This window comes from Pseudomonas sp. Q1-7, from assembly GCF_028010285.1.
Lineage (GTDB): Bacteria > Pseudomonadota > Gammaproteobacteria > Pseudomonadales > Pseudomonadaceae > Metapseudomonas.
This window is the reverse complement of sequence record NZ_CP116304.1, coordinates 3,834,254-3,859,544: the sequence shown is the minus strand read 5'-3', so window position 1 is coordinate 3,859,544 and position 25,291 is coordinate 3,834,254. Positions and strand designations below refer to the sequence as shown.

Here is a 25,291-nt window from a genome sequence, read left to right as displayed (position 1 = left end):
TGTCGATTCCTCAGGCGATCTGGGCGATGGCGTCGTATTCCGCCGGATTGGCGGCGCGAGCGGTGCGCCAGGTGTTCCAGGCCATGAGGAACATGCCGCTGAGGAAAATGGCGCCACCGATCATCCGCACCACGAAGCCGAGGTGGCTGGCTTCCAGGGCCTCGACGAAGGAGTAGGTGAGGGTGCCGTCCTCGTTGACTGCACGCCACATCAGGCCCTGGGTGATGCCGTTGACCCACATGGAGGCGATGTAGAGCACGGTGCCGATGGTGGCCAGCCAGAAGTGCGAGTTGATCAGGCCTATGCTGTGCATCTGCTCGCGGCCGAACACTTTTGGGATCAGGTGGTACAGCGAGCCGATGGACACCATGGCGACCCATCCCAGCGCCCCGGCATGCACGTGGCCGATGGTCCAGTCGGTGTAGTGGGAGAGGGCGTTGACGGTCTTGATGGCCATCATCGGGCCTTCGAAGGTGGACATGCCGTAGAAGGCCAGGGACACCACCAGGAAGCGCAGGATGGGATCGGAGCGCAACTTATGCCAGGCGCCGGAGAGGGTCATCATGCCGTTGATCATGCCGCCCCAGGAAGGCGCCAACAGGATCAGCGACATGACCATGCCGAGGGACTGGGCCCAGTCCGGCAGGGCGGTGTAGTGCAGGTGGTGCGGGCCGGCCCAGATGTAGACGGCGATCAGCGCCCAGAAATGCACGATGGACAGGCGATAGGAGTAAACCGGGCGTTCGGCCTGCTTGGGCACGAAGTAGTACATCATGCCGAGGAAGCCGGCGGTGAGGAAAAAGCCCACGGCGTTGTGCCCGTACCACCACTGGATCATGGCGTCGGTGGCGCCCGAGTACAGGGAGTAGGACTTGGTCAGGGTGACCGGAATCTCCAGGTTGTTCACCAGGTGGAGGATGGCCACGGTGAGGATGAAACCACCGAAGAACCAGTTGCCCACGTAGATGTGCTTCGTCTTGCGCTTGACCACGGTGCCGAAGAAGACAATGGCGTAGCTGACCCAGACAATGGTGATCAGGATGTCGATCGGCCACTCCAACTCCGCGTATTCTTTCGAGCTGGTCCAGCCCAGCGGCAGGCTGACGGCGGCCAGTACGATGACCAGTTGCCAACCCCAGAAAGTGAAGGCCGCCAGTTTGTCGGAGATCAGTCGCGTCTGGCAGGTGCGCTGCACCGCGTAGTAGGACGTGGCGAACAGGGCGCAGCCGCCGAAGGCGAAGATCACTGCATTGGTATGCAGCGGTCGCAAGCGGCCGAAGCTGGTCCAGGGGAGATTGAGGTTGAGTTCCGGCCAGGCCAGTTGGGCCGCGATGAATACGCCGAGCCCCATCCCGACGATTCCCCAGACCACGGTCATGATGGCGAACTGGCGGACCACCTTATAGTTGTAGGCGGTGCTGCTTGCTGTGCTCATTTATGGGCTTCCATCCACGGTTTTTGGATTGCGCGGCAAGCATGGTGAAAGCCCATTTGACGGCTATTGATCTGGATCAATTGCCCCTGAGCGACGGAGAGTCCGAATGTTGTTGTGGAACAGGCCTGAAGGCCCGGTTGGATGCACCCTCGTCCTGGCCCATGGCGCGGGGGCGCCGATGGACAGTCCGTTCATGGATGACATGGCGCATAGGCTTGCCACCCGTGGCGTTGCGGTAGTGCGTTTCGAGTTTCCCTACATGGCCGCGCGGCGCGAGGATGGCCGCCGCCGTCCACCGAATCCCCAGGCGCAACTGCTGACCTGCTGGCGGGAGGTCCATGCCCTGGTGCGACAGCAGGTCACAGGCAGGCTGGCCATCGGCGGCAAGTCCATGGGCGGGCGCATGGCCAGCCTGCTGGCCGATGAACTGGAGGCCGATGCGCTGGTGTGCCTGGGCTATCCCTTCCATGCCGTGGGCAAGGCGGACAAGCCGCGAGTTGCCCACCTGGCCGATCTCAAGACCCCCGCCCTGATTCTCCAGGGCGAGCGCGATCCCATGGGCGACCGGCTGACGGTGGCGGGGTACAGCCTCTCTGACGCCATTCGCGTGCACTGGCTGGCGGCGGCGGACCATGACCTGAAGCCCCTCAAGGCCTCGGGCCTGACCCATGGGCAGCACCTGGACAGCGCGGCGCAGGTGATAGAGCGGTTTCTGACCTGCTGATCGGAACCGAAGAATCCGTGAAGGACCAAACAACAAGGGCGCCAATCGGCGCCCTTGTTCACTTCCGCGCTATCAGCGATTGAACCGGTCCACCAGGGAGTACTGCCCCTGGGCGGTGTGGGTCAATTCCTCGCTGAGCAGGGCAGTGCGCTGGGCTTCGCCCGAGGTCTGGTCGGCCAGGTGGGCGATGCTGCTGATGCTCTGGTTGATCTGCTCGGCCACCGCGCTCTGTTCCTCGGTGGCGGCGGCGATCTGGTCGGCCATGTCGGCGATGTTGGCCACCGCCTCGCTGATCCCCACCAGTGCCTGGTCCGCCTGGAGTACGCGCTCGACGCCTTCGTCCGCCTGCCGGCGGCCGTTCTCCATGGTGTGCACGGCTTCTTCGGCGGTCTTCTGCAACTGCGCGATGAGCTGGTGGATCTGCCCGGTGGACTCCGCCGTGCGTTGGGCCAACTGGCGTACCTCGTCGGCGACCACGGCGAAGCCGCGGCCCATTTCGCCAGCTCGGGCGGCCTCGATGGCGGCGTTGAGCGCCAGCAGGTTGGTCTGGTCGGCGATGCCCTTGATCACGTCCACCACCCCGCCGATCTCGTTGCTATCCTGGGCCAGGCGGGTGACGGTTTCGCCGGTTTCACCCACCGACTGCGAAAGGCGCTGGATGGCTTCGCGGGTTTCGGCGGCGATGTCGCGGCCCTGGCTGGTCAGCCGATTGGCTTCCTGCGTGGCGTCGGCGGTGCGCTGCACATTGTTGGCCACTTCCTGGGTGGTGGCGGCCATCTGGTTGACGGCTGCCGCCACCTGCTCGGTTTCCACGCGCTGGCGTTCCAGGCCTTCGGAGCTGTTGTGGGCCAGGGTGTCGGCCTGGCGGGCCTGCTGGGTGAGGTGCTCGGCGGTGTCCTGCAGCCGGGTCAGGCAGGTCTTCAGGCGGGCTTCCTGGCTGAGCATGGCCATTTCCAGGCGGGCCTGGACGCCGCGGCTGTCGGTGTACATCTGCGCGATCAGCGGGTCGGAGGTGCTCTGCTCGGCCAGGTGCAGCAGGCGCTTGATGCCACGGTTCTGCCAGGCCAGGCCGATGAGGCCCAGCGGCACCGAGAGCAGGGCGGCAAGGATGAAGCCCCAGTGGGAGTCCAGCCAGGCGCCGATGAGGAAGCCGATCTGGCTGATGAGAATGAACGGCAACCAGTCCTGCAGTACCGGCAGCCACTTGTCGCGACTGGGGATGGCGGCCTTGCCGGCGTTCAGGCGCTGGTAGAGGGCCTCGGCGCGACGCACCTGCTCGGCGCTGGGCTTGACCCGCACCGACTCGTAGCCGACGACCTGGCTGCCTTCGAATATGGGGGTGACGTAGGCGTTCACCCAGTAGTGATCACCGTTCTTGCAGCGATTCTTCACCACACCCATCCAGGGGCGACCCTTTTTCAGGGTCGTCCACATATGGGCGAAGACGGCCGGCGGGACATCCGGATGGCGTACCAGATTGTGGGGCGAGCGAAGCAGTTCGTCGCGGCTGAAGCCGCTGATGGCGATGAAGGCTTCGTTGGCATAGGTGATGACGCCCTTGCTGTCCGTCGTGGAGATCAGGCGTTGTTCGGCTGGGAAGCTGCGTTCCCGCTGAGTGATAGGCTGGTTGTTTCTCATGGTGTCCTTCCGCAAGGCTTACATCCTTATCGGCACCTGCGCGTCAAGGTTGAGCCTTTTCTTACGGCGCCAGTCTATCCGCATTTCGCTGCCAAGCGTTCAAGGAGGCGGCGATTATCCGTGCCCCCGGGCACGCGGCGCCGCGAGGGGGCCGCGCGCCGAGGACCGCCTCAACTGGCGAGCAACTGCCGCAGCACGTAGTGCAGGATGCCGCCCGCCTTGAAGTACTCCACCTCGTTCAGGGTATCGATGCGGCAGAGCAGTTCCACTTGGTCGCGGGTGCTGTCCTCGCGGGTGATCGCCAGGCGCAGGTCCATGTGCGGCCGCAGGCTGGCACCGTTCAGGCCGAGGATATCGAGGGTTTCCCGACCGGTCAGGTTCAGGCTCTTGCGGTCCTTGCCCGCTTTGAACTGCAGCGGCAGCACGCCCATACCCACCAGGTTGGAACGGTGGATGCGCTCGAAACTCTCGGCGATCACCGCCCGGACCCCCAGCAGGTTGGTGCCCTTGGCCGCCCAGTCGCGGGACGAGCCGGTGCCGTACTCCTTGCCGGCCACTATCACCAGCGGCGTGCCTTCGGCCTGGTAGCGCATGGCCGCGTCGTAGATGGCCAGTTTCTCGCCGCTGGGCACATGCAGGGTGTTGCCGCCTTCCTCGCCGCCGAGCATTTCGTTGCGGATGCGGATGTTGGCGAAGGTGCCGCGCATCATCACCTCATGGTTGCCGCGTCGCGAGCCGTAGGAGTTGAAGTCGGCGGGCGCCACGCCGTGCTCGCGCAGGTAGCGTCCGGCCGGGCTGTCGGCCTTGATGTTGCCGGCCGGGGAGATGTGGTCGGTGGTCACCGAGTCCCCGAGCAGGGCGAGGATTCGCGCCTGGCGCACGTCTTCCACCTTGGGCGGTGCACCGGTGATGTCGGCGAAGAAAGGCGGATGCTGGATATAGGTGGAGTCCGCCTGCCAGGCATAGGTGTCGGATTCGGGCACCTGGATCGCCCGCCATTTCTCGTCGCCGGCGAAGACTTCGGCGTATTCCTTGCGAAACATCGCGGTGTCCACCTTCTGGATGGCGGCAGCGATTTCCTGCTGGCTGGGCCAGATGTCCCGCAAGTAGACCGGCTGGCCGTCCTTGCCCTGGCCCAGGGGTTGGCTGCCCAGGTCCAGGCGCACGCTGCCGGCCAGGGCGTAGGCCACCACCAGCGGCGGCGAGGCCAGCCAGTTGGCCTTGACCAGGGGGTGCACGCGGCCCTCGAAGTTGCGGTTGCCGGACAGCACCGAGGCCACGGTCAGGTCCGCTTGCTGGATGGCCGCCTCGATGGGGTCGAGCAAGGGGCCGGAGTTGCCGATGCAGGTGGTGCAGCCGTAGCCCACCAGGTTGAAGCCGAGCTGGTCCAGGTAGGGCGTCAGCCCGGCGGCGCGGAAGTATTCGGTGACGACCTTGGAGCCGGGGGCCAGGGAGGATTTGACCCAGGGCTTGCGCACCAGGCCTTTTTCCACCGCCTTCTTCGCCAGCAGGCCGGCGGCCATCATCACGCTGGGGTTGGAGGTGTTGGTGCAGGAGGTAATGGCGGCGATCACCACGGCGCCTTCCTCCAGGGTGAACGCCTGGCCGTCGTCCAGTGTCACCTCGGCGCTGCCCGCGGCGCCCGCATCGGCGGGCCGGAGTTGCAGGCCGAGGAGGTCGTCGAAGGCCTTGGGGACCTGCGGCAGGGGGACGCGGTCTTGTGGCCGTCGCGGGCCGGCGAGGCTGGCTTCGACGCTGCCGAGATCAAGCGCCAGGGTATCGGTGAACAGCGGCTCGTGGCCGGGCTCGCGCCACAGCCCCTGGGCCTTGCTGTAGGCCTCCACCAGTTGCACGGTGTCTTCCGCGCGGCCCGACAGGCGCAGGTAGCCCAAGGTGATCTCGTCCACCGGGAAGAAGCCGCAGGTGGCGCCATATTCCGGTGCCATGTTGGCGATGGTGGCGCGGTCGGCCAGGGGCAGGTCGGCCAGACCGTCGCCATAGAATTCGACGAACTTCCCCACCACGCCTTTCTTGCGCAGCATCTGGGTGACGGTCAGCACCAGGTCGGTGGCGGTGATACCTTCACGCAGCTTGCCGGTGAGCTTGAAGCCGATCACTTCGGGAATCAGCATCGACACCGGTTGGCCGAGCATGGCCGCCTCGGCCTCGATCCCGCCGACGCCCCAGCCGAGCACGCCGAGGCCGTTGATCATGGTGGTATGGGAGTCGGTGCCCACCAGGGTGTCGGGGAAGGCCCAGGTGACGCCGTCTTCTTCGCGGGTCCAGACGGTGCGGGCCAGGTATTCCAGGTTGACCTGGTGGCAGATGCCGGTGCCCGGCGGCACCACGCTGAAGTTGTCGAAGGCGCGTTGGCCCCAGCGCAGGAAGGCGTAGCGCTCGCCATTGCGCTGCATCTCGATCTCGACGTTCTGTTCGAAGGCGGCCTGGGAGGCGAAGCGGTCCACCATCACCGAGTGGTCGATCACCAAATCGACCGGCGACAGCGGGTTGATCCGCTGCGGGTCGCCGCCGGCGGCGGCCACGGCGGCGCGCATGGCGGCCAGGTCGACCACGGCGGGCACGCCGGTGAAGTCCTGCATCAGCACCCGCGCCGGACGGTACTGGATTTCCCGCTCCGAGCTGCGCGGACCGAGCCAGTCGGCCAGGGCCTTGAGATCGGCGGCGCTGACGGTTTCGTCGTCCTCCCAGCGCAGCAGGTTCTCCAGCAGGACCTTCATCGACATGGGCAGCTTGTCGATGGCCCCAAGGCGCTTGGCTGCCTCGGGCAGGCTGAAATAGTGGTAGGTCTTGCCGGCCACGTCGAGGCTGCGGCGGCAATTCAGGCTATCCAGGGAAGGCATCGGACTTTCTCCTTGAGGCCCACACGGCATGGGCCGGCTGCACGTACAGAATCTAAAAAGCTAGTTCTGCTTGGCGGGACTCGCCATATCAGCCGACCGGCTGGACGGCAACGGGGTTCCAAGGGCGGGAGGGATGTGGTCTGTAGGATTTTGCTTGTCGGGCTGTGTGAAAACGGCTGCGGCGCAACTATAGTGCGCGCCCAGGAGGAACCCCGATGAACACCTTGCTGTTGCACTGCCGCCCCGGATTCGAAGGCGAAGTCTGTGCCGAGATCGCCGAGCACGCCGCCCGTCTCGATGTGGCCGGATATCCCCGGGCCAAGCCCCAGAGCGCCTGTGCCGAGTTCGTCTGCAGCGAAGCGGGCGGCGCCGAACGCCTGATGCGCAAGCTGCGTTTCAGCCAACTGATCTTTCCCCGCCAGTGGGCCCGTGGCGAGTACGTCCCGTTGCCGGAGACCGACCGTATCACCGTCCTGCTGGACGCCCTGGCGGGCTTCCCGGTCTGCGGCAGCCTCTGGCTGGAGGTGCTGGACACCAACGAAGGCAAGGAGCTGTCCACCTTCTGCCGCAAGTTCGAAAAACCCCTGCGCACCGCCCTGAGCAAGGCCGGCAAGCTCAAGGACGATGCGCAACTGCCGCGTCTGCTGCTGACCTTCCGCAGCGGCCGCGAGGCCTTCGTCGGCCTGGCCGAGCCGGACAACTCGGCGCTCTGGCCCATGGGCATCCCGCGCCTGAAGTTCCCGCGCGAAGCGCCGAGCCGCTCCACCCTCAAGCTGGAAGAGGCCTGGCACCAGTTCATTCCACGGCACCAATGGGATGCCCGCCTGGCGCCGGGCATGACCGCGGTCGACCTGGGCGCCGCGCCGGGCGGCTGGACCTGGCAACTGGTGCGGCGCGAGATCAAGGTTACCGCCGTCGACAACGGTCCCATGGCCGAAAGCCTGATGTATTCGGGCTTCGTCGAACACCAGCGCGCCGACGGCTTCACTTTCAAGCCGCGCCGGCCAGTGAACTGGATGGTCTGCGACATCGTCGAGAAGCCCGCACGCACCGCGGCGATGATCGAAACCTGGATGGGCGAGGGGTGGTGCCAGGAGGCGGTGGTCAACCTCAAGCTGCCGATGAAGCAGCGCTACGCCGAGGTGCGCAAGTTGCTGGCGCGGATAGAGGCCGGCCTGAAGGGGCGGGGCGTGAAAGCCTCCATCGCCTGCAAGCAGCTCTACCACGACCGCGAGGAAGTCACCTGCCACCTGCGCCGCCTGTAGCACGCGTCAAGGCCGCATCGGCTCCGCCCAATAGCTCTGTTTGTGGCCCCGCGCCTGGTAGTCCGCCGCCAGGCGTTCGGCCTCCTCGCGGGTCAGGCCGGCACGCAGGACGAACTCGTTGCCGTTGTCATCCAGCCGCTTGACACACCAGTCGCGCTCGGTGGATTCGGGCATGCCGGCCTCCGTGGAAAGCTCCATGCTGCACCGTCCTTCATGGGCTGGCGAGGGGCGTTGGTGGCCGGACGTCGCGGTGGGAACGGCAAGGCTGGGCGGAGACTCGGCTTTGCGCCACAATAGCGGCCAGTTTTTGGAGTGCCCCATGTCCCAACAGCCTGATGCCATCCTCGACGCCACCGGCCTGAACTGCCCCGAGCCAGTGATGATGCTGCACAACAAGGTGCGCGACCTGCCGGCCGGCGGCCTGCTCAAGGTGATCGCCACCGACCCCTCGACGCGCCGCGACATTCCCAAGTTCTGCGTATTCCTCGGCCACGAGCTGCTGGACCAGTCGGAAGAGGCGGGCACCTATCTCTACTGGATTCGCAAGAAGGCGGACTGATTCTCTCTGCCAATGAAGAAGGGCCGCGCGATGCGGCCCTTTTTCGTCAGCGGCGGATACGCGCCCGTGCGCTGCGCGCGAGGCGCAGGCTGAGCAGTGCCGCCGCGCAGGTCAGGCCCACCACCAGACCCTGCCAGAGCCCCTTGGGGCCGCTGGGTTCGCCCAGCCAGTCGGCCAGGCCCAGGGCATACCCCACCGGCAGGCCGATGCCCCAGTAAGCGAACAAGGTGATGAGCATGGTCGCGCGGGTGTCCTGATAGCCCCGCAGGGCGCCGGCGGCGGCGACCTGGATGGCGTCGGAGAACTGGAACAGCGCGGAATACACGATCAGCATCGCCGCCACCGCGATCACCGCCGGGTCGGGCGAGTACATCTTTGCGATCAGCTCGCGGCACAGCAGCATCAGGCTGGCCGACAGGCAGGCGTAGGCCAGCGCGGCGCCGATCCCGACGCCGGCGGCGAAGCGCGCCGCCCGCGGGTCGCCACGTCCCAGGGCCTGGCCGACGCGCACGGTGACGGCCATCGCCAGGGCATAGGGAATCATGAAGATCAGGGCGCTGAAGTTCAGCGCGATCTGGTGACCGGCCACCACCGTGGCGCCCAGGCCGCCGATCAGCAGGGCGATCACGGCGAAGATGCTGGACTCGGCGAACACCGCGATGCCGATGGGGCCGCCGATGGACAGCAGACGCCTGATCACCGGCAAGCTTGGCTTGTCGAAACGCTCGAACAGGCCGCTCGGCCTGTATGCCGGGGCGCGGGTCACCCAGCCGAACATGCCCAGCAGCAGGAACCACATCACCAGGCCGCTGGCCCAGCCGCAGCCCACGCCGCCAAGGGCGGGCATGCCCAAGTGGCCGTAGATCAGGATGTAGTTCAGCGGGATGTTCAGCAGTAGGCCGCAGATCCCCAGCACCATGCTCGGGCGGGTACGGCCCAGGCCGTCGCTGAAGCAGCGCAGCACGTAGTACAGCGCCACCGCCGGGAAGCCGAAGGCGATGCCGTGCAGGTAGCCCATGGCCGGGGCGACCAGGTCCGGGTCCACACCCATCAGTTGCAGCACGGGGCGTGCATTGATCAGCAGCAGGGCACCGCACAGGCCCACCACCAGGGCCAGCCAGAGGGCCTGGCGAACCAGCGGGCCGATCTCGTCCTGCCGCCCGGCACCGAAGCGCTCGGCGACCTTGGCGGTGGTTGCCAGCAGGATGCCGGTCATCAGCAGGAACACCGGGATCCAGATGGAGTTGCCGAGGGCGACGGCGGCCAGGTCCCGGGCACCGACACGGCCGGCCATCACGGCGTCGACGAAGCCCATGGCGGAGTTGGAGAGCTGGGCGACCATGATCGGTGCGGCCAGCTTGAGCAGCGCGCGCAGTTCCGTGCGGGCGCGGGTGAAGCGGGTCTGGACTGGGGTTTCTGAGAGTTCCATATCGATAACGCATCCACCGGGCGAACCGGGGGTGTCCATGCAAAGGGTGGTTGAAGGGCGTCTGGAAGCTGCCTGGTCGCGACGGGCTCGCAACGGTGCACGGTCCCCGCCTTTGCAGAAGAGGCTGCCGGCGGAACGGGACGTGGAGGCTGAAGGAGCCGTAGTCTACGCCCTGTCGCCTCGGTCAGAAAAGAGGGGAGCAGGGGCGCGCAAAGGGGCGATTGCGTAGAATGGCGATCTCTCTGCCGGAGCCTTGCCATGCGAATCGTTGCCGACGAAAACATACCCCTGGTCGATGCCTTCTTTGGTGCGCTGGGCGACATCCGCCGCCTGCCGGGCCGCGCCATCGATGCTGCCGCCCTGGCCGATGCCGAGTTGCTGCTGGTGCGCTCGGTGACCCGCGTCGACCGTGCCCTGCTGGCCGGCAGCCCGGTACGTTTCGTCGGCACCTGCACCATCGGTACCGATCACCTCGACCTGGACTACTTCGCCGAGGCCGGCATCGCCTGGTCCAGCGCCCCCGGCTGCAATGCTCGCGGCGTGGTGGACTACGTGCTGGGCAGCCTGCTGGTGCTGGCGGAGGACGAAGGTGTCGAACTCGCCACGCGCACGTTCGGCGTCGTCGGCGCGGGCCAGGTGGGCGGGCGCCTGGTGGACGTGCTGCGTGGCCTGGGCTGGCGGGTGCTGGTGTGCGATCCGCCGCGCCAGGCGGCCGAGGGCGGCGATTATGTCGATCTGGAGACCATCCTCCGCGAATGCGACGCCATCAGCCTGCACACCCCACTGGATCGCGGCACCCATCATCTGTTGGACGCCGGGCGACTCGAACGCCTGCGCCAGGGGGCCTGGCTGGTGAACGCCAGCCGCGGCGCCGTCGTGGACAACCAGGCCTTGCGCGCGCTGCTCGGGCGTCGCATCGACCTGCGGGTGGTGCTGGACGTCTGGGAGGGCGAACCCCTGGCCGACGTGGAACTGGCGCGCCTGTGCCGCATCGCCACCCCGCATATCGCCGGCTACAGCCTGGACGGCAAGCTGCGCGGTACCGCGCAGGTCTACCAGGCCTGGTGCCGCGCCAGCGGCCAGGCGGAACGCGTGCGACTGGACGAACTGCTGCCGGCGCCCTGGCTGGGCGAACTGGCGCTGAATGCCGGCAGCGACCCGGCCTGGGCGCTGGCGACCTTGTGCCGCGCGGTGTACGACCCGCGCCGCGACGATGCGGACTTCCGCCGCAGCCTGGTGGGGGACGAGGCCCGGCGCTGCACGGCCTTCGATGCCTTGCGCAAGCACTATCCGGTGCGGCGGGAGATCGATGGGCTGCGGGTGCGTTTGCAGGGGGATGCGCCGCGTCTGGCGGAAATCGTCCGGGCGCTGGGTGCGGAGCTGGTGTAGGAGACGGCCCGGGATTGCCTCCGGGCCTCAAGGCATCAGGCCGGTTTCAGCTCGGCCGCCAGTTGCTTGTGCAGTTCCTGGCAGGCGCGCTGGATCATGGTCTCGGTGATCGGAATTTCACGGCCGTCGGCGTCGATGATGGCACCGCCCACCGGCTGCTTAGGCCGCAGCGGGATCACGCGGTGATCGGAGGTGCTGTTGCGCAAGCTCATGGCCTGTCTCCTCTTCAGGGGCTGCGCGCAGTCTAGGCAGGGCGTGTGAACGCGCAGTGACAGTGGCGCCAGCGCGGCGCCGGGAAATACGAAAGACCAGGAAACACTAGCAGCGAATATGCCAAGTGCGAGTCCCCTGGTCCTGGTGGATGGCCCCCGAGGGTGGGGCAAGTGTTCGGATAGAGGTAAGCATGTCGATCTTCCATATGGGCCTGATCATCAATCCCCTGGCCGGCCTGGGCGGCCCAGCGGCGCTCAAGGGCAGCGACGGGGTCGCCGCCGAGGCCCTTGCCAGGGGCGCCGAGCCCCGCTCGGCGGCGCGGACCCGGCTGGCCCTGGAGTGTCTGCTGCCGCTGGCCGGGCGTATCCAGTTCCTGACCTTCCCCGGCCCGATGGGCGCCGACCTGCTGGCGGAGATGGGTTTTTCCCATAGGGTGCTGGGCCATTTGGACGGTCCCGCCACCCGCGCCGAGGATACCCGCCGGGCGGTGGAGGCCCTGCAGGAGGCCGGGGTCGCGCTGATCCTGTTCGCCGGTGGCGACGGCACGGCGCGGGATGTCAGTGCGGCCGTACGCGAGGGGCAACCCGTGCTGGGTATTCCCGCCGGGGTGAAGATCCATTCCGGGGTCTACGCCATCAGCCCGCGTGCCGCCGGGGAACTGGCGCGGCGCCTGGTGGAGGGAGGGCTGGTGCGCCTGGCCAGCGGCGAGGTGCGCGACCTGGACGAAACCGCCCTGCGCGACGGCAAGGTCGCGGCGCGCTGGTACGGCGAACTGACGGTGCCGGTGGAGGGGCACTTCATGCAGCACGTCAAGCAGGGCGGCATGGAGTCGGAGGAACTGGTGCTGGTGGAGCTCGCCGACTGGCTGAACGACAGCTGGGAGGAGGACGTGCGCTACGTCTTCGGTCCGGGGTCCACGCTGCACGGCCTGGCGGCCAACCTGGGGCTGGAAACCACGCTGCTGGGCGTGGACGTGATCGAGAATGGCGCAGTGCTGGCGCGTGATGTGACCGAGGCCCAGTTGTTCGAGTGGGTGGATGGCCATCCGGCTCGGCTCCTGGTGACGGCCATCGGCGGCCAGGGGCATATCATCGGTCGCGGCAACCAGCAGATCAGCCCGCGCGTGCTGCGCGCCATCGGCCTGGACCACCTGCGGGTGGTGGCCACCAAGCGCAAGCTCGGCACCCTGGAGGGCCGTCCGCTGCTGGTGGACAGCGGCGACCCGGCGCTGGACGCGGCCTTCCCCGATGCGGTGCGGGTCTGGGCGGGCTACAAGGAGGAGCTGCTCTACCCGCTCGGCTGGGGCGACCCGGCCTGAGGCCGTTCACCGGATACCGGGGCGTTCGGTTACCATCGACGGCACTTTCCCGACGTTGCAGGACACCCCATGGATGCCGAACGTTACCCGCCCCATCTCCGCCCCGGCGAGCGCGTCGTGCTTTTCGACGGGGTCTGCGCACTGTGCAACGGCTGGGTGCGCTTCCTGATCCGTCATGACCGGGCGAGGTTGTTCCGGCTTGCCGCGGTGCAGTCCGCGGAAGGCCAGGCGATCCTGCGCTGGTTCGGCCTGCCCACCGACCGTTTCGCGACGATGCTCTATGTCGAGGGGCGCGAGTTGTACGTCCGTTCCGAGGCCATCGCGCGCATCCTGCGCCAGTTGCCGGCGCCCTGGCCGTTGCTGGCCGTGTTCCGTTTCCTGCCCTTGGGGCTGCGGGACTGGTGTTATGACCGCATCGCCCTGAACCGCTACCGGCTGTTCGGCCGGCATGCGGTCTGCCTGCTGCCGTCGCCCGACCATAAGGGGCGCTTCCTCGATGGCGACCGCTGAGTCGCGCCGCTTCGCCGCGCCGGTCGGGCCAGGCCACTCATCGGGTTGCGTCGGTGGCGCGCGGAAACGCCTGTCGCCGTGGCGCAGCGGACAATTCCCGAACCCTCCCGAGCTTCTGCAATGACCTCGTTCCTTTCTCCGGGGCGGCGCAATGCGCTGCGCATGGCCGCGCGCTTCGTCGCACCCTACCGCTGGCGGGTGGCCGGCGCGTTGCTGGCGCTGCTGTTCACCGCCGGCATCACCCTGTCCATGGGGCAGGGCATCCGCCTGTTGGTGGATCAGGGGCTGGCGACCCAGTCCGAGGCTTCCCTGCGGCATTCCATCATGCTGTTCTTCGGCCTGGTACTGGCCCTGGCGGCGGGAACCTTCACCCGCTTCTACCTGGTTTCCTGGATCGGCGAGCGTTTCGTTGCGGACATCCGCAAGCGCGTGTTCGACCACCTGATCCAGTTGCATCCGGGCTTCTACGAGAGCAACCGCGCCTCGGAAATCCAGTCGCGGCTGACCGCCGATACCACGCTGTTGCAATCGGTGATCGGCTCGTCGCTGTCCATGGCGCTGCGCAACGGCATCATGCTGGTGGGTGGCATCGGTCTGTTGTTCGTCACCAATCCCAAGCTCACCGGCATCGTGCTGCTGGCCTTGCCACTGGTGCTGGCGCCCATCCTCCTTTTCGGCCGGCGTGTGCGGCGCCTGTCGCGGCAGAGCCAGGACCGCATCGCCGATGTCGGCAGCTATGTCGGCGAGACCCTGGGGCAGATCAAGACGGTGCAGGCCTACAACCACCAGGCCCAGGATCGCCAGCGCTTCGCCCGCACCGTGGAAGGTGCCTTCGACACCGCGCGGCAACGCATCGCCCAGCGCGCCTGGCTGATCACCCTGGTGATCCTGCTGGTGCTGGGGGCCGTGGGGGTGATGCTGTGGGTCGGTGGCAGCGACGTGATCGCCGGGCGCATTTCGCCCGGTGACCTCGCGGCCTTCGTCTTCTACAGCCTGATCGTGGGCGCCGCCTTCGGCGCCATCAGCGAGGTGATCGGCGAACTGCAGAGCGCCGCCGGGGCGGCCGAGCGCATCGCCGAACTGCTGCAGGCGCGCAATGCCATCCAGGCGCCCGAGGTGGGGCGGATGGCGCTGCCGCAACGGGTCAGCGGGCGCATCGAACTGGATGCGGTGCGTTTCGCCTATCCGGGCCGGCCCGAGGTGAACGCCCTGGACGGCGTCAGCCTGGAGGTGCGGCCCGGTGAAACCCTGGCACTGGTGGGGCCCTCCGGCGCGGGCAAGACCACGGTCTTCGAGCTGCTGCTGCGCTTCTTCGATCCCCAGGCGGGGGCCATCCGGCTGGACGGCGTGGCGCTGGCGCGGCTCGACCCGGCCGACCTGCGCCGTTGCTTCGCCCTGGTGTCGCAGAACCCCGCGCTGTTCCACGGCACTGTCGAGGACAACATCCGCTATGGCCGCCCCGAAGCTCGTGACGCCGACGTGGAAGCCGCGGCGCGCGCGGCCCATGCCCACGCATTCATCAGCCGCCTGCCCCAGGGCTACCAGACCCATCTGGGCGAGGGTGGCATCGGACTCTCCGGCGGCCAGCGCCAGCGGCTGGCCATTGCCCGTGCGCTGCTGGTGGATGCGCCGATCCTGCTGCTGGACGAGGCCACCAGCGCCCTGGATGCAGAAAGCGAACACTTGATCCAGCAGGCCCTGCCGGCGTTGATGAGCGGTCGCACCACCCTGGTGATCGCCCACCGCCTGGCCACGGTGCAGAACGCCGACCGCATCGCGGTGATGGAGCGGGGCCGGGTGGTGGCGGTCGGCCGCCACGCGCAATTGGTGGCCAGCAACCCGCTCTATGCGCGGTTGGCGGCGCTGCAGTTTGGAGTGGAGGCGGGATAGCGGGGAGGGCTCTGTTGGCGATTGTGGGCGGGGCGGTGCGCAAGAAAAAAGGGGATGCCAATGGCATCCCCTTTTTCGTTCAGGACAGGTATCAGACGACCGGTTTGGTTTCGTCCTTGGCCTCGTCCTTCTCGTCTTCCTCGGCCTTGGTCTCGGCTTGCGCCGGCGTTTCGGCTTCGGTCGCTACCGCCACCTGCTCAGCAGGGGCTTCTTCCGCGCGCTCGACGGTTTCTTCGGCCTTCTGCTCGGTGGCGACCACGTCCTCTTCCACGCCGGCGATGGCGTGTGCGGCAGCGGCAGCCGGCTCGGCGGCGGCGACGGCCTCGACGGTCTTGGCGGCAGCCTCTTCGGCTTCCTTGGCCAACCGCTCCGCTTCCTTCTGGCGACGGCGGACCTCACGCGGGTCGTTGGCTGCACGGCCGCCGCTGGCGCGGGCTTCGGCCTGCGACTCGACGGCCGGTGCCGGTTCGACCGGCGTGCTGGCCGGTGCTTCGACTATGGCTTCGACAGTCGCCGGCTCCATGACCTCGGGTGCTTCCACCTTGGCTGGGGCCTGTTCGGCCACCGGCGCCGGTTCGACGGCAACGGGGGTTTCCTCGGCTGTTGGCGCCACGGTTTCTGGAGTCGCAGACTCGGCGACGGCTTCGCTGGCAACGGCGTCGGCAGTGGCCTCCGCCTGGGCCGGGGCCTCGGTGGTGGCATCGGCAACCGCTTCAGCGGCCGCCACGGCGGTCGCGACCACAGTTGCGGCCTGGACGTTCGCGTCAGGTGCAGCCTGTTCGGCTTCTTCCTGGCCTTCCGCCAGCTCTTCGCCGTTGGCCTCACGCTGGCGTTCGCGGCGATTGCTGCGACGGCGCTGGCCGCGGGAACGGCGACGGGGGCGTTCGCCATCGGCGCCTTCCTGATCGTCGTCCTGCAGCAGTTCTTCGTTGGTCAGCAGTTCTTCGTCGACCACCTCGGCCTGGGCCAGCTCGGCGCGTGGCTGGCGTTCCTCGCGGGGTTGACGCTCTTCACGCGGCTGGCGCTCTTCGCGGGCCGGGCGCTCGGCGCGTTCGCCACGCTCGCGGCGACCTTCCTGGCCCTCGCGGACTTCGCGCGGCTGACGCTCTTCACGCGGTTGACGCTCCTCGCGGGGTTGGCGCTCTTCGCGGGGCTGACGTTCCTCGCGTGCCTCACGCGGCTCGCGGGCCTGACGCTCTTCGCGCGGTTGACGCTCCTCACGCGGCTGGCGCTCCTCGCGGGCCGGACGCTCGGCGCGTTCGCCACGCTCGCGGCGACCTTCCTGGCCCTCGCGGGCTTCGCGCGGCTGACGCTCTTCGCGCGGCTTGCGATCGTCATCACGACGGCCTTCACGACCTTCGCGGCCATCACGGCGACGGTTCTGCTGGCGGCCGTTGCGACGCTCTTCACTGCGCGGTTGACGCTCGGCAGCAGGCTTCTCGGCTTCGACCTTGGCTTCTTCCTTGCCGGCGAACAGACCCACCAGGGACTTCACCAGGCCCTTGAACAGGCTGGGCTCCGGAGCCGGCGCCGGCGGGGCCAGCGGCGCGACTGCGACCGGGGCCGGAACGGGGCGCTCGGGGGAAACGGTCTTCACCGCGGCTTCCTGGCGAACCAGGGTGCGGGTGGAGCTGACCGGCTGGACTTCTTCCGCTTCCGCCGGAGTCATTTCGTAGCTGGACTGGTTGCTCAGCACTTCCGGGCTGTCGTCGCGCAGGCGCTGGACTTCGAAGTGCGGGGTTTCCAGGTGGTCGTTCGGCAGGATGACGATGCGCGAACGGGTGCGCAGCTCGATCTTGGTGATGCTGTTGCGCTTCTCGTTGAGCAGGAAGGCGGCCACCGGGATCGGCACCTGGGCGCGGACTTCGGCAGTGCGGTCCTTGAGTGCTTCTTCTTCGATCAGGCGCAGGATGGCCAGCGACAGGGACTCGACGTCGCGGATGATGCCTTGGCCGTCGCAGCGCGGGCAGACGATGCCGCTGGTCTCGCCGAGGGACGGACGCAGGCGCTGGCGGGACATTTCCAGCAGACCGAAGCGGGAGATGCGGCCGATCTGCACGCGGGCGCGGTCGGCTTCCAGGGCTTCGCGGACTTTTTCTTCCACGGCGCGCTGGTTCTTGGCCGGGGTCATGTCGATGAAGTCGATGACGATCAGGCCGCCGATGTCACGCAGACGCAGTTGGCGGGCGATTTCCTCGGCCGCTTCCAGGTTGGTCTGCAGCGCGGTTTCCTCGATGTCGCCACCCTTGGTCGCGCGGGCCGAGTTGATGTCGATGGACACCAGGGCCTCGGTCGGGTCGATGACGATGGAGCCGCCGGAGGGCAGCTTCACTTCGCGCTGGAAGGCGGTCTCGATCTGGCTTTCGATCTGGAAGCGATTGAACAGCGGAACGCTGTCCTGGTAGAGCTTGATCTTGCTCTGGTATTGCGGCATCACCTGGCGAATGAAGCTCAGGGCTTCCTCGTGGGCCTCGACGCTGTCCACCAGCACTTCGCCGATGTCCTGGCGCAGGTAGTCGCGGATGGCACGGATGATGACGTTGCTTTCCTGATAGATCAGGAAGGGCGCGCCGCGCTCGCCGGAGGCTTCCTTGATGGCGCTCCAGAGTTGCAGCAGGTAGTCCAGGTCCCACTGCAGCTCTTCGCTGGAACGACCGAGGCCGGCGGTACGGACGATCAGGCCCATGTCGGCCGGAGCGTTGAGGCCGTTCAGCGCTTCACGCAGCTCGTTGCGCTCTTCGCCTTCGATGCGGCGGGAGATGCCGCCGGCGCGGGGGTTGTTCGGCATCAGCACCAGGTAGCGACCGGCAAGGCTGATGAAGGTGGTCAGGGCTGCGCCCTTGTTGCCACGCTCCTCTTTCTCGACCTGGACGATGACTTCCTGGCCTTCGCTGAGTACTTCCTTGATGTTGATGCGGCCTTCGGGGGACTTCTTGAAGTACTCGCGGGAGATTTCCTTGAGGGGCAGGAAACCGTGGCGCTCGGCGCCAAAGTCGACGAAGGCGGCTTCGAGGCTGGGCTCGATGCGAGTGATACGGCCCTTGTAGATGTTGGCTTTCTTCTGCTCGCGGGCACCCGATTCGATGTCCAGGTCGTACAGGCGTTGGCCGTCGACCAGAGCAACACGCAACTCTTCGGGCTGAGTCGCGTTAATCAGCATTCTTTTCATGTGATACCAATAGGTTTCCGGGCTACCGGAAACGGCGATTGGCGCACACGACTCTCGCGGTCGGTGTCAGGTGCGTGTCAGGAGTGGCGGGCCACTCCCGTGTCCAGCGAACTCCGGCCTGTAGAGCCGGAATCGCGACTACATCTCCTGCTTGCTGTGTCGTGACAGAAGCACTTGGTCAGGAGGAGGAATCAACGGTCGGTAGCGGACGAAATAAGGCGTCTTGAAACTACGCAGTCCGACGGTTATGCATCTCCACCCTACACTTATCCCTTGAAAATCGGGTGCCGCTCGCTGAATCCGTAGCGGGTTGCATTTACCGTGATTGCCCATCTGGATGGGGGTGATCACGCGTCATGGCTCAAGGCTTTGATTTCGGAAAATTCGCGGTCGTTGCGGCGAATTTTCTGTCGGACGGCCTTGCGTCCTGAAAGGGTTGCAGCGGTTGGGGTGGCAGTTTTGGCGAACACCCCGAAACCAGACCGCTTTTGGCGGCGTTCGCGACTATAGCAGTAATCATTAAGTGCTTCAAATCCATAAAAAATTGTTATGATGCGCGCCATGACTACTCCCGCCTCCCCAACCTCCGGCGTCCAGCTGCTTGAGGTTGCGCCGGAATATGCCGGCCAACGAATCGACAATTTCCTACGCACTCAACTGAAAGGTGCGCCCAAGACGTTGATTTATCGCATCCTGCGCAAGGGCGAAGTCCGCGTGAACAAGGGACGCATCAAGCCTGAATATAAGCTTCAGGCTGGCGATGTCGTGCGGGTCCCACCCCTGCGCCTGTCCGAGCCGAACGAGCCGGCGCCCGTGGCCCAGGGTCTGCTGGAGCGCCTGGAGGCAGCCATCGTCTATGAGGACAAGGCGCTGATCGTGCTGAACAAGCCGGCGGGGATCGCGGTGCACGGTGGCAGCGGTCTAAGTTTCGGCGTGATCGAGGCCTTTCGTCAGTTGCGTCCGGACGCCATGGATCTGGAGCTGGTGCATCGCCTCGATCGCGATACGTCCGGCCTGCTGATGATCGCCAAGAAACGCAGCATGCTGCGGCACCTGCACGAGGCCTTGCGTGGCGACGGTGTCGACAAGCGCTACCTGGCGCTGGTGCGCGGCAGTTGGCCAACGTCGAAGAAGAAGGTCAGTGCGCCGCTGCTGAAAAACAACCTGCGCTCCGGCGAGCGCATGGTGGAGGTGAATCCCGAGGGCAAGGAGGCACTGACGGAATTCCGCGTCGTGCGCCGCTTCGGCGAATTCGCCACGCTGGTGGAAGCCAGTCCCATCACCGGCCGCACCCACCAGATCCGGGTGCACGCCAAGCACGCCGGCCACTCCATCGCCGGCGACCCCAAGTACGGCGACGAGGATTTCACTCGCGAGATTCGCGAACTGGGTGGTAAGCGCCTGTTCCTTCATGCGCATGCGCTGGCTATTAGCTTGCCTGACGGCGGCGAGCTGCGACTGGAGGCGCCCGTGGACGAAATGTGGCAGAAAACCCTGGAGCGTCTGGGTGTCTGATTACCAACTGTTGATTTTCGACTGGGACGGCACGCTGGTCGATTCCATTGCCCGCATTGTCGAGTCCATGCGCGTGGCGGCGGATGCATCCGGGTTGCCCTGGCGCGATGATGCCGCCATCAAGGGCATCATCGGCCTTGGCTTGCCGGAAGCTATCGCCACGCTTTATCCCGAACTCGAGGATGGGCGTCGCATCGAAGCATTTCGGCGGCGTTACGGTGAGCACTACAACGCCCTGGAACGTCAGCCTTCGCCCCTGTTCGAGGGGGTGGGGGAGGCCCTGGAGGCTTTTCGAGAGCAGGGCTACCGCCTGGCCGTGGCCACCGGCAAGAGTCGTCGCGGGTTGGATCATGTGCTGGCTGGTCGCGGATGGCTGGATTATTTCGACGTCACCCGCTGTGCCGATGAAACCGCGAGCAAGCCCGATCCACGCATGTTGCGGGAAATCCTGGTGCATTGCGGTGTGTCGGCCGAGCGCGCGGTGATGGTGGGGGATTCGCCCTTCGATCTGCGCATGGCGCATCGGGCGGGGATGGATTCCGTGGCAGTGGGCTATGGTGCCCAGCCGCTGACTGAGTTGCTCAAGGAGTCGCCCAGGTTGGCGATCGAGCGTTTCGAGGATCTGCGTCACTGGCTGAACGGTGACCTGAGCCTGCAATCCCGTGAGGTGGAGCTCTATGTCTGACGAATGGAAAGAGCCGGCTGACGACAAGGCCGAGCAGAAGAGTTGGAAGTTGCTGGAAAAGGCGGTTCTGGCGGGTGTCCAGGAGCAGCGTCGCGCCCGGCGTTGGGGTATTTTCTTCAAGCTGCTGACCTTCCTCTATCTGTTTGTCGCGCTGGCGTTGTTCCTGCCGGCTTTCGATCTGCAGAAAAGCGCGGCGCGCAGTCAGGAGCACACGGCGCTCGTGGAGATTCGCGGCATGATCGCCGATGAAGAGGCGGCCAGCGCTGACAATGTCGTCACCAGTCTGCGTGCGGCTTTCGAGGATCCGAAGACCAAGGGTGTCGTGCTGCGCATCAATAGCCCCGGCGGCAGTCCGGTGCAGTCCGGCTACGTCTATGACGAGATTCGCCGCCTGCGGGAGGAGCACAAGGCGATCAAGGTCTATGCGGTGATCACCGACCTCGGTGCTTCCGGTGCCTACTACATCGCCAGTGCGGCCGACGAGATCTTTGCCGACAAGGCCAGTCTGGTGGGTTCCATCGGTGTTACCGCTGCCAGCTTCGGATTCGTCGAGGCCATGGGCAAGCTGGGCGTGGAGCGCCGCGTCTATACCTCTGGCGAGCACAAGGCGTTCCTCGATCCTTTCCAGCCGCAGAAGCCGGAAGAGACCGAGTTCTGGCAGGGTGTGCTGAATACCACCCACCAGCAGTTCATCGAAAGCGTGAAGAAGGGGCGTGGCGATCGACTCAAGGTCGATGGTCATCCCGAGCTCTTCAGCGGTCTGGTGTGGTCCGGCGAGCAGGCTCTGGCGCTGGGGTTGGTGGACAGGCTTGGCAATACCAGCTTCGTGGCGCGCGAGGTCATCGGGGCTAAAGAGATCGTCGATTACACCGTCCAGGAGTCGCCCTTGGATCGATTCTCGAAGAAATTCGGTGCCAGTGTCGCTGAGCGGCTGGCGCTGTGGATGGGGTTCCAGGGGCCGGCTCTGCGCTGAGTCTTCCTTCCCTGATAGAAAAAGCCCGGTCGATGCCGTAATGCCGTTCACTTAAGCGCGCGCATGACTCGCGCCCCTCTCCCATTTATGGGAGAGGGGCGAAATCCCTGCGAAACAGTCGTTTCCCCCTCTCCCTAACCCTCTCCCCAAAGGGGCGAGGGGACTGATCGAGCCCCGTTACTTCTTATGTGAACAGCATTCCGGTCGATGCCGGGCTTTCTTCCTTCTATAGGAGGTCAGGGAATCTGCGCGCCCTCGGCGAGCAGCATGTCCACCAGTCGGATCAGTGGCAGGCCCACCAGGCTGGTGGCGTCCTGGCCCTCGGTGGCGCGAAAGAGGCTGACGCCCAGCCCTTCGGCCTTGAAGCTCCCGGCGCAGTCGAAGGGTTGTTCGGCTGCCAGGTAGCGTTGGATGCGTGCGTCATCCAGTTCGCGGAAATGCACGGTGAAAGGGATGCAATCCACCTGGTACTGGCCGGTGGCGCTGTTCAGCAGGGCGAGGCCGGTGAGGAAGCTGACATGGTTGCCGCTGGCGGCCAGGAGTTGATCGCGGGCCCGTTCGAAGTTGTGGGGTTTGCCGAGGATCTGCTCGCCCAGCACGGCGACCTGGTCGGAGCCGATGATCAGGTGCCTGGGGTGTTGGCTGGCCAGGGCGCGGGCCTTCTCCAGGGCCAGGCGGCGTACCAGTTGTTCGGCTGGCTCCCCGGCGTGGCGGCTTTCGTCGATGGCTGGCGCTCCCCAGGTAAAAGGCAGACGCAGGCGTTCGAGCAGTTCGCGGCGGTAGGGAGAGCTGGAGGCGAGCACCAGGGGCGGCATGGCAATCTCCGGAAAGTGGGCGTGGAATTCTATAGAGCCTGCCGACATGCGAACAGCGCGGAAATTCTTTTGACAGGGCAGGGGCTCGTCCATAGAATGTCGCGCCTATGTTGAATGGGCCGATTCCACCTCATGTAGATCCGCGCAAGTTGGCGGACCGCGAAGTCACTCTTGAAGGTGACATTGCGCTCGCCAGCCTGGAGCGACTCTGCGAACCCCTTGCGGACAACGCGGGCAGCATTCGTGCGAGCCTGGCGTTTGGTCGCGACGAGCGTCGCACTGTCACCATCCGCAGTCGGATCGACGTCGAGGTCAAGATGGTTTGCCAGCGTTGTCTGGAGCTGGTTGCCCTGAACATCCACAGCGAATGCGATTACGCGGTGGTGAGGGAAGGGGCTGACAGTCAGTCGCTGCCGAAGGGCTATGACGTGCTGGAAGTGGGAGAGGATCCTCTGGATCTGATGACTCTGGTCGAGGATGAGCTGCTGCTCGCCCTGCCCATAGTTCCGGCCCATGACCCTGAAGATTGCCAGCAGCCGGCGGGCCTTGAAGAGCCCGAGCCGAGCGAGAACGAGGTTTCGCGGTCCAACCCGTTCAGCGTACTGGCGCAGTTAAAGCGTGACCCAAACGTTTAGGAGTTAATTGATTATGGCTGTTCAGCAGAACAAAAAATCCCGCTCGGCACGCGACATGCGTCGTTCCCACGACGCCCTCGACGCCAATGCACTGTCCGTTGAGAAGAGCACCGGTGAAGTTCACCTGCGCCACCACGTTTCCCCGGACGGTTTCTACCGCGGTCGCAAAGTGATCGACAAGGGCGCTGCCGAGTAATCCTTGGCTGCCTCGATCATCGCGATTGATGCAATGGGCGGGGACTACGGTCCCCGCTGCATTGTTCCAGCCAGCGTCGCCTGTCTGGCCGAATTCCCCTCGCTTCATCTGGTCCTCGTCGGCCAAGCTCCCCTCCTTGAAGAACTTGTCGCCCGCATTCCCGCGGTTGATCGCCAGCGCCTGCAGATCGAGCATGCCAGCGAAGTGATCGCCATGGACGAACGTCCGGCGCAGGCGCTGCGCGGCAAGCCGGATGCCTCAATGCGCGTCGCCCTCGAACTGGTTCGCAACGGGCGCGCCCAGGCCTGCGTCAGTGCCGGCAACACCGGCGCCCTGATGGCGCTGTCCCGCTACGTACTGAAAACCCTGGCGGGAATCGATCGTCCGGCCATGGTCAGTGCCATTCCCACGGCGCGAGGCCACTGCCATCTGCTGGATCTCGGGGCCAATGTCGATTGCAGTGCCGAGCACCTCTATCAGTTCGCCGTGATGGGGGCGGTCGCCGCCGAGGCGCTGGGGACCGCTCGCCCGCGAGTCGCGCTGCTGAATGTTGGAACCGAAGACATCAAGGGAAACCAGCAGGTCAAGCTAGCGGCGAGCCTGCTGCAGCAGGCTGAAGGTCTGAACTACATCGGCTACATCGAAGGTGACGGCCTTTACCGTGGCGAGGCGGATGTGGTGGTGTGCGACGGGTTCGTCGGCAACATCCTGCTCAAGTCCAGTGAGGGATTGGCTTCGATGATTTCCTCTCGCATGGAGGCGTTGTTCGCCGAGAGCCTCGGTTCGCGGATGGTGGGTGCGCTGGCCTTGCCGCTGTTGCGGCGGTTGCGCGCCGACCTGACGCCTGCTCGCCACAACGGGGCGAGCTTTCTGGGGTTGCAGGGCATTGTCATCAAGAGCCACGGCTCTGCCGGCATGGACGGTTTCCAAAGCGCCATCCGTCGTGCCCTGGTGGAGGTTCGCGAGAATGTGCCCCAGCGCCTCCACGGCCGCCTGGAAGATCTGTTGCTGTAGGATGTGACCGCTATTGGCAGGCTGTCATCCAACTGTCAGTTTCCTGCGCTTGGCTATGCTGGGCGTCAATCTCCCTATACCGCCAGAAAAGGGACCTTACTTACATGTCCGCATCCCTCGCTTTCGTGTTTCCCGGTCAGGGCTCCCAGTCTCTGGGCATGCTGGCCGAGCAGGGGGGCCAGCAGAAGCTGGTCCTGGATACCTTCGCCGAAGCCTCCGAGGCCCTCGGTTATGACCTCTGGGCGCTGACTCAGCAAGGTCCGGAAGAACAACTCAACCAGACCGACAAGACCCAGCCAGCCATCCTCACTGCCTCCATCGCCCTTTGGCGCCTGTGGCTGGCCGAGGGTGGTGCGCGTCCGGCCTACGTCGCGGGTCACAGTCTGGGCGAATACTCCGCCCTGGTCGCCGCTGGCAGCCTGGCTTTCGCCGATGCCGTGAAACTGGTCGAGCGTCGTGGCCAACTGATGCAGCAGGCCGTACCGGCGGGGCAGGGCGGCATGGCCGCCATACTCGGTCTGGAGGATGCAGATGTGCTGGCAGCCTGCGTCGAAGCCGCGCAGGGCGAGGTGGTCAGCGCCGTGAACTTCAATGCGCCCGGCCAGGTGGTGATCGCTGGCGCCGCTGCGGCCGTCGAGCGTGCCATCGAGGCGTGCAAGGCGCGTGGTGCCAAGCGCGCCATGCCGCTGCCGGTGAGCGTGCCGTCCCACTGCGCGCTGATGAAGCCGGCCGCCGAGCGCTTCGCGGAGTCGGTCGAAGCCCTGGCCTGGCAGGCACCGCAGATTCCGCTGGTACAGAACGTCAGCGCCGCCGTGGTGGCAGACCTGGCTGAACTCAAGCGCGACCTGCTGGCCCAGCTCTACAGTCCGGTGCGCTGGGTAGAGTCGATGGTCAGTCTTTCCGAGCGTGGCGTCACCGAACTGGTCGAGTGTGGTCCGGGCAAGGTGTTGTCCGGTCTGAACAAGCGCTGCGTGAAGGGCGTCAATACTCACAACCTGGATACCCCTGATGCTTTCGCAGCCGCCCGCGCTGCGCTGGCCTGAACAAGGAGAAGACCT

22 protein-coding genes and 1 pseudogene are annotated in these 25,291 nt (G+C 66.0%); 14 read left to right on the top strand and 9 right to left on the bottom strand.

Translation table 11 applies throughout. The annotated features are described in order from the left end of the window. Positions 1-10: 10 nt before the first annotated feature. Positions 11-1,435 carry a cytochrome-c oxidase, cbb3-type subunit I gene (gene ccoN / locus PJW05_RS17910; RefSeq protein ID WP_271408314.1) on the bottom strand — a complete coding sequence of 475 codons (1,425 nt, stop codon included), beginning with the start codon at positions 1,433-1,435 and terminating at the stop codon, positions 11-13. 41 nt (positions 1,436-1,476) lie between these two features. Between ccoN and PJW05_RS17905 the strand changes: the two are divergent. Continuing rightward, positions 1,477-2,159: pseudogene (locus tag PJW05_RS17905) on the top strand (alpha/beta family hydrolase). Positions 2,160-2,231: 72 nt separating this feature from the next. On the opposite strand, the gene PJW05_RS17900 reads toward PJW05_RS17905, so the two are convergent. Together PJW05_RS17900 and acnA are read right to left on the bottom strand one after the other, a co-directional pair. Further along, positions 2,232-3,797 carry a methyl-accepting chemotaxis protein gene (locus tag PJW05_RS17900; protein ID WP_271408312.1) on the bottom strand — a complete coding sequence of 522 codons (1,566 nt, stop codon included), beginning with the start codon at positions 3,795-3,797 and terminating at the stop codon, positions 2,232-2,234. Positions 3,798-3,967: 170 nt separating this feature from the next. Beyond that, the gene (gene acnA, locus PJW05_RS17895) at positions 3,968-6,658 is read right to left on the bottom strand and encodes an aconitate hydratase AcnA (RefSeq protein WP_271408311.1); all 2,691 of its coding nucleotides are present in this window, start codon (positions 6,656-6,658) and stop codon (positions 3,968-3,970) included. Between the two features lie 215 nt (positions 6,659-6,873). On the opposite strand from acnA, the gene rlmM reads away from it, so the two are divergent. Further along, on the top strand, positions 6,874-7,923 hold the full coding sequence (gene rlmM, locus PJW05_RS17890; protein WP_271408310.1) for a 23S rRNA (cytidine(2498)-2'-O)-methyltransferase RlmM: 1,050 nt from the start codon (positions 6,874-6,876) through the stop codon (positions 7,921-7,923). A gap of 6 nt (positions 7,924-7,929) precedes the next feature. On the opposite strand, the gene PJW05_RS17885 is transcribed toward rlmM, so the two are convergent. Then, positions 7,930-8,097, bottom strand: a complete 168-nt coding sequence (locus PJW05_RS17885; RefSeq protein ID WP_271412251.1) for a hypothetical protein — start codon at positions 8,095-8,097, stop codon at positions 7,930-7,932. Positions 8,098-8,242: 145 nt separating this feature from the next. Between PJW05_RS17885 and tusA the strand changes: the two genes are divergently transcribed. Then, complete coding sequence (tusA, locus tag PJW05_RS17880) at positions 8,243-8,482, top strand: sulfurtransferase TusA (RefSeq protein WP_016493680.1); 240 nt, start codon at positions 8,243-8,245, stop codon at positions 8,480-8,482. Between the two features lie 46 nt (positions 8,483-8,528). On the opposite strand, the gene PJW05_RS17875 is transcribed toward tusA, so the two are convergent. Continuing rightward, positions 8,529-9,911 (bottom strand): MATE family efflux transporter, encoded by a 1,383-nt coding sequence (locus PJW05_RS17875; protein WP_271408309.1) that lies wholly within the window; start codon positions 9,909-9,911, stop codon positions 8,529-8,531. Positions 9,912-10,169: 258 nt separating this feature from the next. Between PJW05_RS17875 and pdxB the strand changes: the two genes are divergently transcribed. Further along, a complete protein-coding gene (pdxB, locus tag PJW05_RS17870) occupies positions 10,170-11,300 on the top strand; it encodes a 4-phosphoerythronate dehydrogenase PdxB (protein ID WP_271408308.1) in 1,131 nt (376 codons plus the stop codon). A gap of 35 nt (positions 11,301-11,335) precedes the next feature. Here pdxB and PJW05_RS17865 read toward each other — a convergent pair whose 3' ends face one another. Continuing rightward, positions 11,336-11,512, bottom strand: coding sequence for a PA1571 family protein (locus PJW05_RS17865; protein ID WP_271408307.1), 177 nt, complete (start codon positions 11,510-11,512; stop codon positions 11,336-11,338). A 191-nt stretch (positions 11,513-11,703) separates the two neighbouring features. On the opposite strand from PJW05_RS17865, the gene PJW05_RS17860 reads away from it, so the two are divergent. The 3 genes from PJW05_RS17860 (at position 11,704) to PJW05_RS17850 (ending at position 15,231) form a co-directional block, all read left to right on the top strand. Further along, the gene (locus tag PJW05_RS17860; protein WP_271408306.1) at positions 11,704-12,831 is read left to right on the top strand and encodes an ATP-NAD kinase family protein; all 1,128 of its coding nucleotides are present in this window, start codon (positions 11,704-11,706) and stop codon (positions 12,829-12,831) included. Between the two features lie 69 nt (positions 12,832-12,900). Then, positions 12,901-13,341, top strand: a complete 441-nt coding sequence (locus tag PJW05_RS17855; protein WP_271408305.1) for a thiol-disulfide oxidoreductase DCC family protein — start codon at positions 12,901-12,903, stop codon at positions 13,339-13,341. A gap of 120 nt (positions 13,342-13,461) precedes the next feature. Beyond that, on the top strand, positions 13,462-15,231 hold the full coding sequence (locus tag PJW05_RS17850; RefSeq protein ID WP_271408304.1) for an ABC transporter transmembrane domain-containing protein: 1,770 nt from the start codon (positions 13,462-13,464) through the stop codon (positions 15,229-15,231). A gap of 91 nt (positions 15,232-15,322) precedes the next feature. On the opposite strand, the gene rne is transcribed toward PJW05_RS17850, so the two are convergent. Then, positions 15,323-18,400, bottom strand: coding sequence for a ribonuclease E (gene rne / locus PJW05_RS17845; protein ID WP_271408303.1), 3,078 nt, complete (start codon positions 18,398-18,400; stop codon positions 15,323-15,325). A gap of 347 nt (positions 18,401-18,747) precedes the next feature. Continuing rightward, positions 18,748-18,963 carry a hypothetical protein gene (locus tag PJW05_RS17840; protein WP_271408302.1) on the bottom strand — a complete coding sequence of 72 codons (216 nt, stop codon included), beginning with the start codon at positions 18,961-18,963 and terminating at the stop codon, positions 18,748-18,750. Between PJW05_RS17840 and rluC the strand changes: the two genes are divergently transcribed. From rluC to sppA, 3 genes are read left to right on the top strand one after another with little or no spacing between them, the layout of a single operon-like run. Next, entirely contained in the window at positions 18,962-19,915 is a 954-nt protein-coding gene (gene rluC / locus PJW05_RS17835; RefSeq protein WP_271408301.1) for a 23S rRNA pseudouridine(955/2504/2580) synthase RluC, read from the top strand. The two genes, PJW05_RS17840 and rluC, sit on opposite strands and share 2 nt — an antisense overlap. Continuing rightward, a complete protein-coding gene (locus PJW05_RS17830) occupies positions 19,908-20,600 on the top strand; it encodes an HAD-IA family hydrolase (protein WP_271408300.1) in 693 nt (230 codons plus the stop codon). The genes rluC and PJW05_RS17830 overlap by 8 nt, the downstream gene beginning before the upstream one ends. Then, positions 20,593-21,573 (top strand): signal peptide peptidase SppA, encoded by a 981-nt coding sequence (gene sppA, locus PJW05_RS17825; RefSeq protein ID WP_271408299.1) that lies wholly within the window; start codon positions 20,593-20,595, stop codon positions 21,571-21,573. Before PJW05_RS17830 ends, sppA begins: the two co-directional genes overlap by 8 nt. Positions 21,574-21,809: 236 nt before the next feature. Here sppA and PJW05_RS17820 read toward each other — a convergent pair whose 3' ends face one another. Then, positions 21,810-22,388, bottom strand: a complete 579-nt coding sequence (locus tag PJW05_RS17820) for a Maf family protein (RefSeq protein WP_271408298.1) — start codon at positions 22,386-22,388, stop codon at positions 21,810-21,812. Between the two features lie 107 nt (positions 22,389-22,495). Here PJW05_RS17820 and PJW05_RS17815 point away from each other — a divergent pair, with 107 nt between their 5' ends. The 4 genes from PJW05_RS17815 (at position 22,496) to fabD (ending at position 25,276) form a co-directional block, all read left to right on the top strand. Further along, the gene (locus PJW05_RS17815; protein WP_271408297.1) at positions 22,496-23,023 is read left to right on the top strand and encodes a YceD family protein; all 528 of its coding nucleotides are present in this window, start codon (positions 22,496-22,498) and stop codon (positions 23,021-23,023) included. A gap of 13 nt (positions 23,024-23,036) precedes the next feature. Further along, entirely contained in the window at positions 23,037-23,219 is a 183-nt protein-coding gene (gene rpmF, locus PJW05_RS17810; protein ID WP_004422311.1) for a 50S ribosomal protein L32, read from the top strand. 3 nt (positions 23,220-23,222) lie between these two features. Next, positions 23,223-24,233: a phosphate acyltransferase PlsX gene (plsX, locus tag PJW05_RS17805; RefSeq protein WP_442969169.1), complete on the top strand. Its 1,011-nt coding sequence runs from the start codon at positions 23,223-23,225 to the stop codon at positions 24,231-24,233. Positions 24,234-24,337: 104 nt separating this feature from the next. Continuing rightward, positions 24,338-25,276 (top strand): ACP S-malonyltransferase, encoded by a 939-nt coding sequence (gene fabD / locus PJW05_RS17800; RefSeq protein WP_271408296.1) that lies wholly within the window; start codon positions 24,338-24,340, stop codon positions 25,274-25,276. Positions 25,277-25,291 lie beyond the last annotated feature (15 nt).